Origin of the sequence: Klebsiella sp. X13 (assembly GCF_003323835.1) — a bacterium.
GTDB lineage: Bacteria > Pseudomonadota > Gammaproteobacteria > Enterobacterales > Enterobacteriaceae > Klebsiella > Klebsiella ornithinolytica.
On record NZ_CP030874.1, the window covers coordinates 2,301,920 to 2,315,446 of the forward strand.

Sequence of the window (13,527 nt, forward strand, 5' to 3'; positions counted from 1 at the left end):
TACAGTTAATATCCGTTATTAAGCAATTTAACCGCTCAAATTGTTTACTTTTTACGGAATCTTACGTTTGCACGCTGCCAGACAGCCATGTACCATAAACAAAAAAGCAACATTTGTGATACGTATCACTCTTTTTTGGGAAAATGGTCAGACCTACTTCGGCGCTGATTCCACCCCCATTTCTGCCCTCTGGATATTGCATACGCGTTCTGATTATCAAATGAAAAGGGATATTTTCCTTTTTTTCATGACGGTGTATGAGAATCGACTAATATCCAAACGATAACTCTATAAACATCATCGCCAGCGGCGATTTATTTTTTGTACGACTTAATGGCGTCGTGCCAGCAGGTCCGCTAAAGCGGTACCTTTCTGGAATCGGTTCCAAAGCAGCGTTTGCTGGGCTTGTAACAACAAAATCAGTAATTTAATTGACAGGAATGTGAGAATGTCGAGCGAAAAAACCAATAATTCGAGGCGTGATTTTTTAGTAAAATCAATGGCTTTGATACCCACGGTCGTGATCGGTAGCGGCAGCGTCGGCGCGGTTGCCGCCGCCAGCACCGCGCAGGCGGCGGAGCGTGCCACTGCCGGCGGATCCGCTTCCGCGACCACCGGCGACTGGAAACCGCAGTTTTTTAACGAACGCGAGTGGGCATTTATCAACGCCGCGGTAGCGCGCCTCATTCCGGCCGATGAACTGGGGCCTGGCGCACGCGAAGCCGGCGTACCGGAGTTTATCGATCGGCAGATGAATACTCCGTATGCCACCGGTTCCATCTGGTACATGCAGGGGCCGTTTAACCCCGATGTACCAAAAGAGATGGGTTATCAGCTACCGTTGGTCCCCAAACAGATCTACAACCTCGGGATTGCCGACGCCGATGAATGGTGCCAGGGCCAGTATCACCAGCCGTTCGCCGGGCTGACCCCGGAACAACAGGATGCCGCTTTAAGTCAGTTTGAAGCCGGCAGCGCCGCCTTTAAACAGCTGCCGTCTTCGCTGTTCTTCTCTTATCTGCTGCAAAACACCCGCGAAGGTTTCTTCAGCGATCCGATTCATGGCGGCAACAAAGGCATGGTTGGCTGGACGCTGATTAATTTTCCCGGCGCACGCGCCGACTTTATGGACTGGGTTGAACGGGGTGAACGCTATCCCCTCCCGCCGGTATCAATTAATGGGGAGAGGGCATAACGATGACCACCGTACTGAAAAAAACCGACGTCGCGATTGTGGGCTTTGGCTGGGTTGGCGCCATTATGGCCAAAGAGCTGACCGAAGCCGGATTAAATGTTGTCGCCCTGGAGCGCGGCCCGATGCGCGATACCTGGCCTGACGGTGCTTATCCGCAGGTGGTTGACGAGCTGACTTACAATATTCGCCGTAAGTTATTCCAGGATCTGTCGAAAAGCACCGTCACTATTCGTCATAACACCAGCCAGCAGGCGGTACCGTATCGCCAGCTGGCGGCCTTTTTGCCGGGGACCGGCGTCGGTGGCGCCGGACTTCACTGGTCCGGGGTCCATTTCCGCGTGGATCCGATAGAACTGCGCATGCGCAGCCACTATGAAGAGCGCTACGGCAAAAGCTTTATCCCGCAGGATATGATTATTCAGGATTTTGGCGTCACCTACGACGAGCTGGAGCCCTTCTTCGATAAGGCTGAAAAGGTCTTTGGCACCTCCGGTACCGCCTGGTCGGTGAAGGGACAGGTAGTCGGCAAAGGGCGCGGCGGCAACGCCTTTGCGCCGGACCGTTCGGACGACTTCCCGCTGCCGGCGCAGAAAAACACCTGGTCGGCGCAGCTGTTTGAGAAAGCGGCGCGGGAAGTGGGTTACCACCCCTACAATCTGCCGTCGGCGAACACCTCGGACTCCTACACCAACCCTTACGGCGCGCAGATGGGACCGTGCAACTTCTGCGGCTACTGCAGCGGCTACGCCTGCTACATGTATTCCAAAGCCTCGCCGAACGTCAACATCCTGCCCGCGCTGCGCCAGGAAAAGCGCTTTGAGCTGCGCACCAACGCTAATGTTCTGAAGGTCAATCTGACCGCCGATAAGCAGCGCGCCACCGGCGTGACTTACGTCGACGGACAGGGGCGCGAAATGGAGCAGCCGGCAGATCTGGTGATTATCGGCGCCTTCCAGTTCCACAACGTTCACCTGATGCTGCTTTCCGGCATTGGTAAACCCTACGATCCGCAAACCGGGGAAGGGGTGGTGGGTCGCAACTTCGCCTATCAGAATATGACCACCATCAAGGCTATTTTTGATAAGAATACCTTTACCAATCCGTTTATCGGCGCCGGTGGTAACGGTGTCGGGGTGGATGACTTTAACGCCGATAACTTCGACCATGCCGAGGCCGGCTTTGTCGGCGGCTCGCCGTTCTGGGTCAACCAGGCCGGGACCAAACCCATCTCCGGACTTCCGGTTCCTCCGGGGACGCCGGCGTGGGGCAGCAAGTGGAAATCGGCGGTTGCCGATACCTACACCCATCATCTGTCGATGGACGCCCACGGCGCGCACCAGTCCTACCGCCAGAACTATCTCGATCTCGACCCGAACTACAAAAACGTCTTCGGCCAGCCGCTGCTGCGAATGACCTTTGACTGGCAGGAAAACGACATCAAGATGGCGCAGTTCATGTTCGATAAGATGGCGCCGATCGCCAAAGCGATGAAGCCGAAATATCTGCTCGGCAGCCCGAAAAATGCCAACAGCCACTTTGACACCACCAGCTACCAGACCACCCATATGAACGGCGGCGCGGTAATGGGCGAAGATCCGAAAACCAGCGCGGTGAACCGCTATCTGCAAAGCTGGGACGTGCATAACGTCTTCGTTATCGGCGCTTCGGCCTTCCCGCAGGGTCTGGGATATAACCCGACGGGGACGGTGGCCGCGCTGGCCTACTGGTCAGCAAAAGCGATCCGTGAACGGTACCTGAAAAACCCGGGTCCACTGGTGCAGGCATAAAGGAAGGCAAATGATGAAAATGCAATGGTTATCGGCACTGGTGCTCGGTGCGTTAAGCTGTGCGGCGTTTGCCGAAGAGGCGCCCGCGGACAGCAATTTGATTCAGCAGGGCGAGTATCTGGCGCGGGCCGGGGACTGCGTGGCCTGTCACACCAACGGTAAAGAGGGGAAACCTTTTGCCGGCGGCCTGGCGATGGAGACGCCTATTGGCACGATTTACTCCACCAACATTACCCCGGACAGCGCCCACGGCATCGGCGGCTATACCTTCGAGGAGTTCGACGACGCGGTGCGCAAAGGGGTTCGCAAGGATGGCTCAACCCTCTATCCGGCGATGCCGTACCCGTCATTCGCCCGGGTGAGCGAAGCGGATATGCGGGCGATGTACGCCTACTTTATGCATGGCGTGGCGCCGGTTGCCGAGGCGAATCGCGATACCGATATTCCGTGGCCGCTGTCAATGCGCTGGCCGCTGGCGTTCTGGCGCGGGATCTTCGCTCCGACGCCGGCCGATTTTGTCGCGAATCCGCAGGTCGACCCGGTGCTGGAGCGCGGGCGCTATCTGGTGGAGGGACTCGGTCACTGCGGGGCCTGCCACACTCCGCGTAGCCTGACGATGCAGGAAAAAGCGCTTAGCGAAAGCGAGGGTGACGACTATCTGGCAGGCAGCAATGCGCCGATTGACGGCTGGGTGGCTTCCAGCCTGCGCGGTGAAAATCGGGACGGTCTGGGCACCTGGAGCGAAGCCGAACTGGCGGAGTTCCTGAAAACCGGGCGTAACGATAAGTCCGTGGTCTTCGGGGGAATGAGCGATGTAGTGGAACACAGCCTGCAGTATCTCTCTGACGACGATATCACCGCGATTGCCCGCTATCTGAAATCGCTGCCGCCGCGCGGTGGAAAACAGACCCCGGCGCCGGTTGAAGACAGCGTAGCGAAGGATCTGTGGAAGGGCGATGACAGCAAGCCCGGCGCGGCGCTGTACGTGGATAACTGCGCGGCCTGCCACCGTACCGATGGCGTGGGTTACAAGCGCGCCTTCCCGTCGCTGAAGGGCAACCCGGTAGTGCAGACCGATGATGCGACGTCGCTCATCCACATCATCCTCACCGGCAGCACCACGCCGGCGGTGAAAAATGCGGTGTCTAATCTGACCATGCCCTCGTTCGGCTGGCGTCTGGATGACCAGCAGGTGGCGGATGTGGTCAACTTTATCCGCACCAGCTGGGGGAACCACGCCTCGCCGGTGAGCGCCAGCGATGTGGCAAAAGTGCGTAAGGACAAGTCGATCGTTCGCGATGAGAAGGCGACAGGTAATGTCGACATCTCGAAACTGCCGGTTTCCGGTCAGTAACCGTCGTGGATGCGCCGCCCGGGTGGCGCATCCCGAACGGATTGTCGACGCTAACGGCGGTCTGAACCAAGGAGAGTACATTCATGCTGCATGCCGAAGGACTGAGCGGCATCTTTGATGACCGGGTGCTGTTCCAGGCGCTGACTCTGACGGTCGGGCCAGGCGAACTCCTGCAGGTGGCCGGCGATAACGGCGCCGGGAAAACCTCGCTGCTGCGGATGCTGTGCGGCCTGACGCGTCCGGAAAGCGGTACGGTGAGCTGGCAGGGCGAACCGCTGGCGAGCGTGCGTGAAGCGTTTCATCGTCAGCTGCTGTGGCTCGGGCATAAGCCCGGCGTCAAAACGGCGCTGACCGCGGACGAAAATTTGCATTTCTTCTTCCCGCAAACCCGGCAGCAGACGCGAGAAGCGGCGCTGGCCGAAATGGGGCTGGCGGGTTATGAAGATGTCCCGCTGAGTCAGCTCTCCGCCGGACAGCAGCGGCGGGTGGCGTTGACCCGTCTGTGGTTGACGTCGGCGACGCTGTGGATCCTTGACGAGCCGTTTACCGCGCTCGACGCGTCGGCTATTGCGACCTTAAGTCGTCGGCTGGAGCAGCATGTTCTGGCGGGTGGCAGCGCGATCCTCACGACTCATCAGCCCCTGCGTCCGCTGGCCTGCGCTCTGCGCACGTTAAGGCTCGGCGCCGGAGAGGAGGAAAACGCATGATGTGGACGCTGTTTGCCCGCGAAATGCGCCTGGCATGGCGCAACGGGGCAGAGATTCTCAATCCGCTGTGGTTTTTCCTGGTGGTGATCACCCTGTTTCCGTTTGGCGTCGGCGCCGACCCGCAGCTGCTGGTACAGATCGCGCCCGGCATTGTCTGGGTTGCCGCGCTGCTGGCGGCGCTGCTGGTGATGGACCGCCTGTTTCGCGACGACTGGCAGGACGGTTCGCTTGAGCAACTGCTGCTGCTGCCGACACCGCTGGTGGCGGTGGTTGTGGTCAAGGTGCTCGCCCATTGGGCGATGACCGGTCTGCCGCTGCTGGTGGTATCCCCGCTGGCGGCGCTGCTGCTGGGGATGGCCCCCCACGATGCCGGCGTACTGGCGCTGACCCTGCTGCTGGGGACGCCGACCCTGAGTTTTCTCGGTGCGGTTGGCGTCGGCCTGACGGTAGGGCTGCGGCGCGGCGGGGTTCTGCTGAGTCTGCTGGTGCTGCCGCTGTCGGTTCCGCTGCTTATTTTTGCCTACGGCGCCATTCAGGCTGGCGCCGCGGGGCTGCCGGTGGATGGCTATCTGGCGATTCTGGCGGCGTTTTTAGCCGCCAGCGCCACGTTGTGTCCGTTCGCCACCGCCGCCGCATTACGGCTGACGGTGCAATAATTCGCTGCGGTGACGCTGCCGCAGTCATAAAAACAGTAGTGTGAGCAAACGTTATGTGGAAAGCATTACATCAACTGGCGATACCCGAACGGCTGTACGGCCTGTGCGGCCGCTGTATTCCCTGGCTGACGGCCTTGAGCGCACTGCTGCTGGCGGTGGGGCTGGTGTGGGGATTTGTCTACGCGCCGGCGGATTATCAGCAGGGACAAAGCTATCGGATTATGTATCTGCATGTCCCGGCGGCCATGTGGTCGATGGGCGTCTATCTGGCGATGGCCGTCGCCGCCTTTGTGGGGCTGGTCTGGCAGATGAAAATGGCCGATCTGACGGTGGCGGCGCTGGCGCCGGTGGGCGCCGCCTGCACGGCCATCGCGTTGGTCAGCGGGGCGGCATGGGGGAAACCGATGTGGGGAACGTGGTGGATCTGGGACGCGCGCCTGACGTCGGAGCTGGTTTTGCTGTTTCTCTATGCCGGGATTATCGCCCTCTGGCACGCCTTCGACGATCGCCGTCTGGCGGGCAGGGCGGTCGGTATTCTGGTGCTGGTGGGGGTGGTGAATCTGCCTGTCATTCACTATTCGGTCATCTGGTGGAACACGCTGCATCAAGGGTCGACCAACATGCAACAGTCGATTGACCCCAGTATGCGTCTGCCGTTGCGAATCTGTATTCTGGCCTTCCTGAGCCTGGTGGCCACGCTGACCCTGATGCGCCTGCGCAATTTGATTCTGTTACAGGAGCGGCGCCGGCCCTGGGTCCAGGCGCTGGTCACGGCCCCAAAAGGAGCGGAGAAATGACCCCCGCCTTTTCATCTGTCGCCGCCTTTCTGGCGATGGGCGGCTACGCATTTTATGTCTGGCTGGCGGTGGCGGCGACGCTGCTGATCTTCGGGGTTCTGACGCTGCATACCTGGTGGCAGCGACGGACGCTGTTCCGCGAGCTGAGTCGTCAGCAGGCCCGGGAGCGGCGTATCGCCGCCGCTCGCCGCCGTGCAGAAGCGGAGGGCGCCGATGCAAACGCGTCGTAAAACCCGGCTCGGGATCGCGCTGGCGGTGCTGGTTGGCCTCGGGTTGACCATTGGCCTGACGCTGTATGCCCTCAGCGCCAATATCGATCTCTTCTACACGCCGGGGGAGATCCTGTATGGCAAAACGGAAACTCATCAGCGGCCACATCACGGCCAGCGTCTGCGGATCGGCGGCTATGTACAGCCCGGCAGCGTCAAGCGTGATCCGCAGACCCTGGACGTCAGTTTCCGACTGTACGACGCTCGCGGTGTGGTGGAGGTCAGCTATCGGGGCATTCTGCCGGACCTCTTCCGCGAGGGGCAGGGAGTGGTAGCCCAGGGGGTGCTCGATGGCGATCGGCACATTACCGCCCGGCAGGTGCTGGCAAAGCACGATGAGAACTATACGCCGCCGGAAGTGAAAGAGGCGCTGCAGCCGGAGAAGAAAGGAGAACAACCATGATGCCGGAACTGGGGCACTATCTGCTGTGCCTGGCGACAGGCCTCGCGCTACTGCTGGGCATTTATCCGCAATGGGGCGCGGCGCGGCAGGACCCGCGGCTAATGGCGCTGGCGCGGCCTCTGGCCTGCGCGCTCTTTTTCTGCGTCGCGGGCGCTTTTCTCGTGCTGGTCCATGCCTTCGTGGTCAATGATTTCACCGTGCGCTATGTCGCGGATAACTCGAACAGCGCGCTGCCGATGTGGTACCGGGTCGCGGCGACCTGGGGCGCCCATGAAGGCTCATTGCTGCTGTGGGTGCTCCTGCTGAGCGTCTGGACTTTCGCGGTGGCGCTGTTCAGTCGGCGGATGCCGCAGGACGCCGTGGCGCGGGTGCTGGCAGTGATGGGGACCATCGCCTTCGGCTTTCTGCTGTTTATTCTGTTCACCTCGAATCCGTTTGCCCGCACGCTGCCGCTCTATCCGGTTGATGGTCGCGACCTTAATCCGCTGCTGCAGGATATCGGCATGATTTTCCATCCGCCGATCCTGTATATGGGCTACGTGGGCTTCTCGGTGGCGTTCGCCTTTGCGATTGCGTCGCTGCTCGCCGGACGGCTGGATACCGCCTGGGCGCGCTGGTCGCGTCCGTGGACCCAGGCGGCATGGGTATTCCTGACTCTGGGTATCGTGCTGGGCTCTGCCTGGGCCTACTACGAGCTGGGATGGGGTGGCTGGTGGTTCTGGGATCCGGTGGAGAACGCCTCGTTTATGCCATGGCTGGTGGGGACGGCGCTGCTGCACTCCCTGGCGGTCACCGAGCAACGCGGGAGCTTCCGGGCCTGGACCGTGCTGCTGGCGATTGCCGCCTTTTCACTGTGCCTGCTGGGAACCTTCCTGGTGCGCTCCGGGGTGCTGGTGTCGGTCCATTCGTTCGCCTCGGATCCGACGCGCGGGCTGTTTATTCTGGCGCTACTGGTGGTGGCCATCGGCGGTTCGCTGCTGCTCTATGCCCTGAAGGGGGGGCAGGTACGGGCGCCAGTCGAACATGCGCTGTGGTCGCGAGAGTCGTTTCTGCTGGGGAACAATATTTTGCTGATCGCCGCCATGCTGGTGGTTCTGCTCGGCACGCTGCTACCGCTGGTGCACAAAGAGCTGGGGCTTGGCAGTATCTCGATCGGCGAACCCTTTTTTAATCTGCTGTTCACCGCGCTGATGGCGCCGTTTGCGCTGTTGCTGGGACTGGGACCGTTGATCCGCTGGCGACGCGACCAGCCGGGCAAGCAGCTTAAGCGGCTGGCGATTGCGCTGCTGGTGACATTGTCACTTTCTCTGCTGCTGCCGTGGCTGTTGCAGGACCGGATTGTCGCCATGGCGGTTCTGGGTCTGATGATGGCGATTTGGGTACTGCTCTTTGCCCTGATTGAAATCCATGAACGGGCGACCCACCGGCACGGTTTCTGGCGCGGCCTGCGGGTGATTTCGCGCAGCCAGTGGGGAATGGTGCTGGGTCACGTTGGCGTGGCGGTCACCGTTATCGGGATTACCTTCAGCCAGAACTACAGTATTGAGCGCGACGTACGGATGAAAACCGGCGATAGCATCGATATTCATCGCTACCATTTCGTGTTCGACGGGGTGCGCAACATCGTCGGCCCGAACTGGACCGGCGGTGAAGGAGTGATTACGGTGACGCGCAACGGTCGCCCGGAGGCAACGCTGTACGCGGAAAAACGTTACTACAGCGCCAGCCGTATGATAATGACCGAAGCGGCGATCGGCGGCGGTTTGACGCGCGATCTGTATGCCGCGTTGGGGGAAGAGCTGGACGATGGCAGCTGGGCGGTGCGTCTGTACTACAAACCGTTCGTGCGCTGGATTTGGTTCGGCGGCGGCCTGATGGCCCTTGGCGGCCTGTGCTGCATGCTCGACCCGCGCTACCGGATGCGTAAACAACGGCAGGAGGCACAATGAAGCGCAGGCTGCTTTTTATTCCGCTGGCGCTGTTTCTGCTGCTGGCGATGGCGCTGTTCTGGCAATTGATGCGTAACGCCGAGGGCGACGATCCGACGATGCTCGAATCTGCGCTGATCGGCAAACCGCTGCCTGAGTTTCGCCTTGAGGCGTTGACGGCGCCGGGAAAAACCTACAGCCGTGCGGCGCTGATCGACGGGAAACCGCTGCTGCTGAATGTCTGGGCCACCTGGTGCCCGACCTGTCGCGCCGAACATCAGTTCCTGAATGCGCTGTCCGGGCAGGGGGTTCGCGTCGTCGGGCTGAACTACAAAGATGACCGGCAGAAGGCGGTGAACTGGCTCGACAGTCTCGGCAACCCCTATGCGCTGAGTCTGTTCGACGGCAGCGGCATGCTGGGGCTTGATCTGGGCGTATATGGCGCGCCGGAAACCTTTCTGATTGATGGCCAGGGCATTATTCGCTGGCGTCACGCCGGCGATCTGAACGCCCGGGTGTGGCGCGAACAGCTCCAGCCGCTATGGCTGAAATATACCCAGGAGCCGGCAGCATGAGGCGCTGGATACTGGCGCTGATGGCGCTGCTGCTCGCCGGCCAGGCGCTGGCCGCCATCGATACCTGGCAGTTCAAAAACGAAGCGCAGGAGCAGGCGTTTCGCGAGATCACTTCGCAGCTGCGCTGCCCGAAGTGCCAGAACAACAGTATTGCGGACTCGAATGCGATGATCGCCGCCGATATGCGGCTGAAGGTTTATGAGCTGATGCAGCAGGGACAAAGCAAAGATCAAATCATCGCCTATATGGTGGCGCGCTACGGCCATTTCGTCAGCTATGAACCGCCGTTGACCGCCGGGACCTTACTGTTGTGGCTGGTTCCGGGGCTGTTTGTTATCGCCGGTGTCGCGCTGCTGGTGGCGCGAACCCGACGTCGCGGTGGCGCAAGCGCTGCGCTGAGTGAACAAGAGCGTCAGCGGCTGGCGGCGTTACTGAACAAAGGAGAGGATTGATGACCCTGTTTTTATTGCCGGCGCTCCTGATGTTGGCCGGGGCGCTGGCGCTGCTCTATTTTCCGTGGCAGGGGAAGGCGGCGGCGGATCGCGATAGTCTGAACCGGACGCTGTACCAGACGCGGCTCGACGAGCTGGCGCAGGAGGACAACGTTGCCGACCGGGAAGCGATGGTGGTTGAACTGCAGCGTACGCTGCTGGCCGATATTCCCGACGTCACGCCGGCAAAAGTCCGCCCGCTCAGCCGTTGGGTGCTGCTGCCCGGCGCGGCGGCGCTGGTACTGTTGAGTAGCGGGATCTTCCTTAAAACCAGCGATATTGGCCAGGTGTTGCTCTGGCAGCAGGCGGAACGTCAGACTCCTGCGCTGCTCCGGCAGGTGCAAGACCCAACGGCGGCGCCGCTGCGGATGGATCAGCTGGCTCAGCTCAGGCTCGGGCTGCGCAGCCAGTTACAGGATCGGCCTGACGATCTTGCTGGCTGGCAGCTGCTGGGACGTATTGCCCTGTTGCTCAACGATGGCGAGACGGCGATCGGCGCCTTTGCCCGCGCCCATCAGCTGGCGGCGGGCGATCCGCTGGCCGCATTCGATTACGCCAGCGTACTGGTGCGGGCCGGCGATAGCGGCCAGCTGCGGATGGCAGAACTGCTGCTGCGCGAACTGCATCAGCGGCAGCCGCACAATCTGCCGGTGCTGGAACTGCTGGCGCTGAGCGCGCTGCGTAGCGAAGATTACCCGCAGGCGGTTGCGGCATTGCAACAACTGCTGGATATATTGCCGGCGAACGATGCGCGACGTCAGGCCATTGAACGCCAGCTGGCGCAGGCGAGCGCGCGTTAATCGGCCGGGATAATCATTGCCCGAGCGACCAGCACATAAAAAAAGCCCCTGTTTCGCGGCAGGGGCAAACCATGTCAGAGCATCATGGAATTAGTTAAAAACCATACCGCCGTCGATCAGTAGCGACTGGCCGGTCATATAGTCGGAGTCCGGGCTCGCCAGATACGACACGCAGGCCGCGACGTCTTCCGGTTCGGATAAACGTCCCAGGGTGATGCGTTTCGCGAACTCGGCCGTACCGTAGCCCAGCGGTTTACCCGCCGCTTCCGAAACCTGACGATCGATCTCTGCCCACATTGGGGTTTTGACGATCCCCGGACAGTAGCCGTTAACGGTGATCCCCAGCGGCGCCAGGTCGCGGGCGGCGGTCTGGGTCAGGCCGCGCACGGCGAATTTACTCGAGCTGTAGACCGCCAGCTCCGGATTGCCGACGTGCCCGGCCTGGGAACAGGCGTTGATGATTTTCCCGCCGTGGCCCTCTTTTTTAAAGGCGTCGACGGCCGCCTGAATGCCCCAGATGACGCCTTTGACGTTGATGTTATAGACCTTATCGACGGTCTCCTCGACGATCGCTTCGATCGGCGTCGACGGGGCGATGCCGGCATTGTTGACGATAACGTCGAAACCGCCCAGCGCTGTACGCGCCTGTTCGACGGCGGCGAAAACCTGTTCACGGCGCGCGACGTCTACCTTAAGCGCCAGCGCCCGGCCGCCGTGCTGGTTGATCTCGGCGGCCACGGCTTTCGCCGCGGTATCGTTGTAATCGGCAATGGCCACGGCAAATCCGTCTTTAACCAGGCGCAGCGCGATAGCTTTACCGATGCCCTGAGCGGCGCCGGTGACAAGGGCGACTTTTTGCATATTTCTTTCCTTTTTGTAGTGACTCACAGTATTTGGCTGAGATGGAGTTGCCCCATCAGCAGAGGGTTATCGCGGTAGTCGACCGGAATAGCGACCACCGCCGGGCCATCGACGTCCATGGCGGCACGTAATGTCGGCTCCAGCGCGTCGGCGCTCTCCACCGAAAAGCCTTTGGCCCCGAAAGATTCGGCGTAGGCTTTGAAATCAACCGGACCGAACTCTACGCCGGAGAGGCGCTGGTATTTTTTCTGTTCCTGAATCGCCACCATGTTGTAACCGTTGTCGACCCAGATGATATGCAGGATATTGGCCTGCAGCCGGACGGCGGTCTCCAGCTCCATGCTGGATTGCAGGAACCCGCCGTCGCCGGAGACCGAGACCACTTTGCGCTGCGGATTGACCAGCCAGGCGCCGATTGCCCACGGCAGCGCGACGCCCATCGTCTGCTGACCGTTGGAAATCATCACCTGGCGGGCGCGGAAGCTGTACAGATAGCGGGCGATCCAGATATGGAAGCTGCCCATGTCGACGGTGAGGGTGACATCGCTGTTGACGATATCCTGCATCGCCCGCACGATGCGCAGCGGATGAAGGGCAAATTGATTCAGCTGCGCGCCGTGGCGGTCGAGCAGCTCGCGCTGATGCTGGCGATCGGTGAGGATCTCCGCCGCCTGCGGGGTTAACACCAGCTTATGACTGATGCGTCGGGTCAGTTTGTTCAGCGTCGCGGCGATATCACCCACCAGCTCCATATCGGGGGTGTAGTTACGCTCTTCATAAGCCGGCAGCACGTCGATATGTACCAGCGTCGCGTTACCGCGGTTCCACATCGCCGGTTCATACTCGACCGGGCTGTAGCCGATGCAGATGATCAGGTCGGCGAGGTGGAGCAGGCGGTCGCCGGCCTGGTTGTTAAACAGTCCGACCCGGCCGGCGAAGCGCGCAAAGTGCTGCTGATTGACCGCCCCGGCAGCCTGGTAGGTGCTGGTGACCGGAATATGACTCTGTTCCAGCAGCTGGTGCAGGGCGCGGCTGTTTTCCGGCTGGCTGGCCATCAGCCCGAGCAGGAAAACCGGGTTCCTGGCGGCGGCGATCATCTGCGCGACCTTCTCGATCGCCTCGTCAGGGGCCGCGCCCATTTGCGGGGCGTTGCCGACCGGGAGAATCGCGCCGTGGGTGGGTTGATCGACAACATCCTGCGGCAGGCTGATAAAGGCGCTGCCGGGGCGCCCCTGCTCAGCGGCGCGGAAAGCGTTGGAGACAACTTCCGCCAGCGCGTCGGCGGCGGTCACTTCAACGGCATATTTGGTCACCGGACTGAACATCGCCACGGTATCCATGCTTTGATGGACCAGTTTTGCCTTATCCGCCCGCTTAACCGCGCCACCCAGCGCCACCACCGGATCGCCCTCGCTGTTCGCGGTAGCCATCCCGGTAATCAGATTCGAACAGCCTGGGCCGGAGGTGACCAGCGCGACGCCCGCTTTACCGGTCAGGCGACCGACTGCCGCGGCCATAAAGGCGGCATTAGCTTCGTGGCGCACGGGAATAATCCGGATGGTGGAGTCCAGCAGCGAATCGAAGACTTTATCTATTTTCGCGCCGGGGATGCCGAAGACCTGGCGGACGCCCTGGGCCTCAAGCTGACTGACTATCATATCCGCGCCGTGCGCCCACTGGCGTTCGTGACGTTGATTGTCCATA

Annotated in this window: 14 protein-coding genes; 12 read left to right on the forward strand and 2 right to left on the reverse strand. The window is 61.0% G+C overall.

Annotation, left to right across the window (positions count from 1 at the left end; genetic code table 11):
* Positions 1-448 precede the first annotated feature (448 nt).
* The 12 genes from DSD31_RS10955 (at position 449) to ccmI (ending at position 10,962) form a co-directional block, all read left to right on the forward strand.
* Positions 449-1,195, forward strand: a complete 747-nt coding sequence (locus tag DSD31_RS10955) for a gluconate 2-dehydrogenase subunit 3 family protein (protein WP_004863012.1) — start codon at positions 449-451, stop codon at positions 1,193-1,195.
* Between the two features lie 2 nt (positions 1,196-1,197).
* A complete protein-coding gene (locus tag DSD31_RS10960; protein ID WP_004863011.1) occupies positions 1,198-2,982 on the forward strand; it encodes a GMC family oxidoreductase in 1,785 nt (594 codons plus the stop codon).
* Between the two features lie 10 nt (positions 2,983-2,992).
* Complete coding sequence (locus tag DSD31_RS10965; RefSeq protein WP_160873501.1) at positions 2,993-4,336, forward strand: c-type cytochrome; 1,344 nt, start codon at positions 2,993-2,995, stop codon at positions 4,334-4,336.
* 83 nt (positions 4,337-4,419) lie between these two features.
* A complete protein-coding gene (gene ccmA / locus DSD31_RS10970; RefSeq protein ID WP_015584146.1) occupies positions 4,420-5,043 on the forward strand; it encodes a cytochrome c biogenesis heme-transporting ATPase CcmA in 624 nt (207 codons plus the stop codon).
* Entirely contained in the window at positions 5,040-5,699 is a 660-nt protein-coding gene (gene ccmB / locus DSD31_RS10975; RefSeq protein ID WP_113991039.1) for a heme exporter protein CcmB, read from the forward strand. The genes ccmA and ccmB overlap by 4 nt, the downstream gene beginning before the upstream one ends.
* A gap of 53 nt (positions 5,700-5,752) precedes the next feature.
* Entirely contained in the window at positions 5,753-6,496 is a 744-nt protein-coding gene (locus DSD31_RS10980; RefSeq protein WP_004863001.1) for a heme ABC transporter permease, read from the forward strand.
* Positions 6,493-6,726, forward strand: coding sequence for a heme exporter protein CcmD (gene ccmD / locus DSD31_RS10985; protein ID WP_004862998.1), 234 nt, complete (start codon positions 6,493-6,495; stop codon positions 6,724-6,726). Before DSD31_RS10980 ends, ccmD begins: the two co-directional genes overlap by 4 nt.
* Positions 6,710-7,168, forward strand: a complete 459-nt coding sequence (ccmE, locus tag DSD31_RS10990) for a cytochrome c maturation protein CcmE (protein ID WP_004862993.1) — start codon at positions 6,710-6,712, stop codon at positions 7,166-7,168. The genes ccmD and ccmE overlap by 17 nt, the downstream gene beginning before the upstream one ends.
* Complete coding sequence (locus DSD31_RS10995; RefSeq protein ID WP_113991040.1) at positions 7,165-9,117, forward strand: heme lyase CcmF/NrfE family subunit; 1,953 nt, start codon at positions 7,165-7,167, stop codon at positions 9,115-9,117. Before ccmE ends, DSD31_RS10995 begins: the two co-directional genes overlap by 4 nt.
* Positions 9,114-9,671, forward strand: a complete 558-nt coding sequence (locus tag DSD31_RS11000) for a DsbE family thiol:disulfide interchange protein (protein WP_004862986.1) — start codon at positions 9,114-9,116, stop codon at positions 9,669-9,671. The genes DSD31_RS10995 and DSD31_RS11000 overlap by 4 nt, the downstream gene beginning before the upstream one ends.
* Before the next feature lie 8 nt (positions 9,672-9,679).
* Entirely contained in the window at positions 9,680-10,123 is a 444-nt protein-coding gene (locus tag DSD31_RS11005; protein WP_160873517.1) for a cytochrome c-type biogenesis protein, read from the forward strand.
* A complete protein-coding gene (ccmI, locus tag DSD31_RS11010) occupies positions 10,123-10,962 on the forward strand; it encodes a c-type cytochrome biogenesis protein CcmI (protein WP_104896378.1) in 840 nt (279 codons plus the stop codon). The genes DSD31_RS11005 and ccmI overlap by 1 nt, the downstream gene beginning before the upstream one ends.
* A 90-nt stretch (positions 10,963-11,052) precedes the next feature.
* On the opposite strand, the gene DSD31_RS11015 is transcribed toward ccmI, so the two are convergent.
* Positions 11,053-11,823, reverse strand: coding sequence for a (S)-acetoin forming diacetyl reductase (locus DSD31_RS11015; RefSeq protein ID WP_004862981.1), 771 nt, complete (start codon positions 11,821-11,823; stop codon positions 11,053-11,055).
* A gap of 23 nt (positions 11,824-11,846) precedes the next feature.
* Positions 11,847-13,526 carry an acetolactate synthase AlsS gene (gene alsS, locus DSD31_RS11020; protein ID WP_113991041.1) on the reverse strand — a complete coding sequence of 560 codons (1,680 nt, stop codon included), beginning with the start codon at positions 13,524-13,526 and terminating at the stop codon, positions 11,847-11,849.
* Between the last annotated feature and the right edge of the window lies 1 nt (position 13,527).

Bases quoted from the DNA above. Each gene is read 5' to 3' on its own strand.
- DSD31_RS10955 (WP_004863012.1), top strand. From the start codon at position 449: ATGTCGAGCGAAAAAACCAATAATTCGAGGCGTGATTTTTTAGTAAAA.
- DSD31_RS10960 (WP_004863011.1), top strand. From the start codon at position 1,198: ATGACCACCGTACTGAAAAAAACCGACGTCGCGATTGTGGGCTTTGGC.
- DSD31_RS10965 (WP_160873501.1), top strand. From the start codon at position 2,993: ATGATGAAAATGCAATGGTTATCGGCACTGGTGCTCGGTGCGTTAAGC.
- ccmA (WP_015584146.1), top strand. From the start codon at position 4,420: ATGCTGCATGCCGAAGGACTGAGCGGCATCTTTGATGACCGGGTGCTG.
- ccmB (WP_113991039.1), top strand. From the start codon at position 5,040: ATGATGTGGACGCTGTTTGCCCGCGAAATGCGCCTGGCATGGCGCAAC.
- DSD31_RS10980 (WP_004863001.1), top strand. From the start codon at position 5,753: ATGTGGAAAGCATTACATCAACTGGCGATACCCGAACGGCTGTACGGC.
- ccmD (WP_004862998.1), top strand. From the start codon at position 6,493: ATGACCCCCGCCTTTTCATCTGTCGCCGCCTTTCTGGCGATGGGCGGC.
- ccmE (WP_004862993.1), top strand. From the start codon at position 6,710: ATGCAAACGCGTCGTAAAACCCGGCTCGGGATCGCGCTGGCGGTGCTG.
- DSD31_RS10995 (WP_113991040.1), top strand. From the start codon at position 7,165: ATGATGCCGGAACTGGGGCACTATCTGCTGTGCCTGGCGACAGGCCTC.
- DSD31_RS11000 (WP_004862986.1), top strand. From the start codon at position 9,114: ATGAAGCGCAGGCTGCTTTTTATTCCGCTGGCGCTGTTTCTGCTGCTG.
- ccmI (WP_104896378.1), top strand. From the start codon at position 10,123: ATGACCCTGTTTTTATTGCCGGCGCTCCTGATGTTGGCCGGGGCGCTG.
- DSD31_RS11015 (WP_004862981.1), bottom strand. From the start codon at position 11,823: ATGCAAAAAGTCGCCCTTGTCACCGGCGCCGCTCAGGGCATCGGTAAA.
- alsS (WP_113991041.1), bottom strand. From the start codon at position 13,526: ATGGACAATCAACGTCACGAACGCCAGTGGGCGCACGGCGCGGATATG.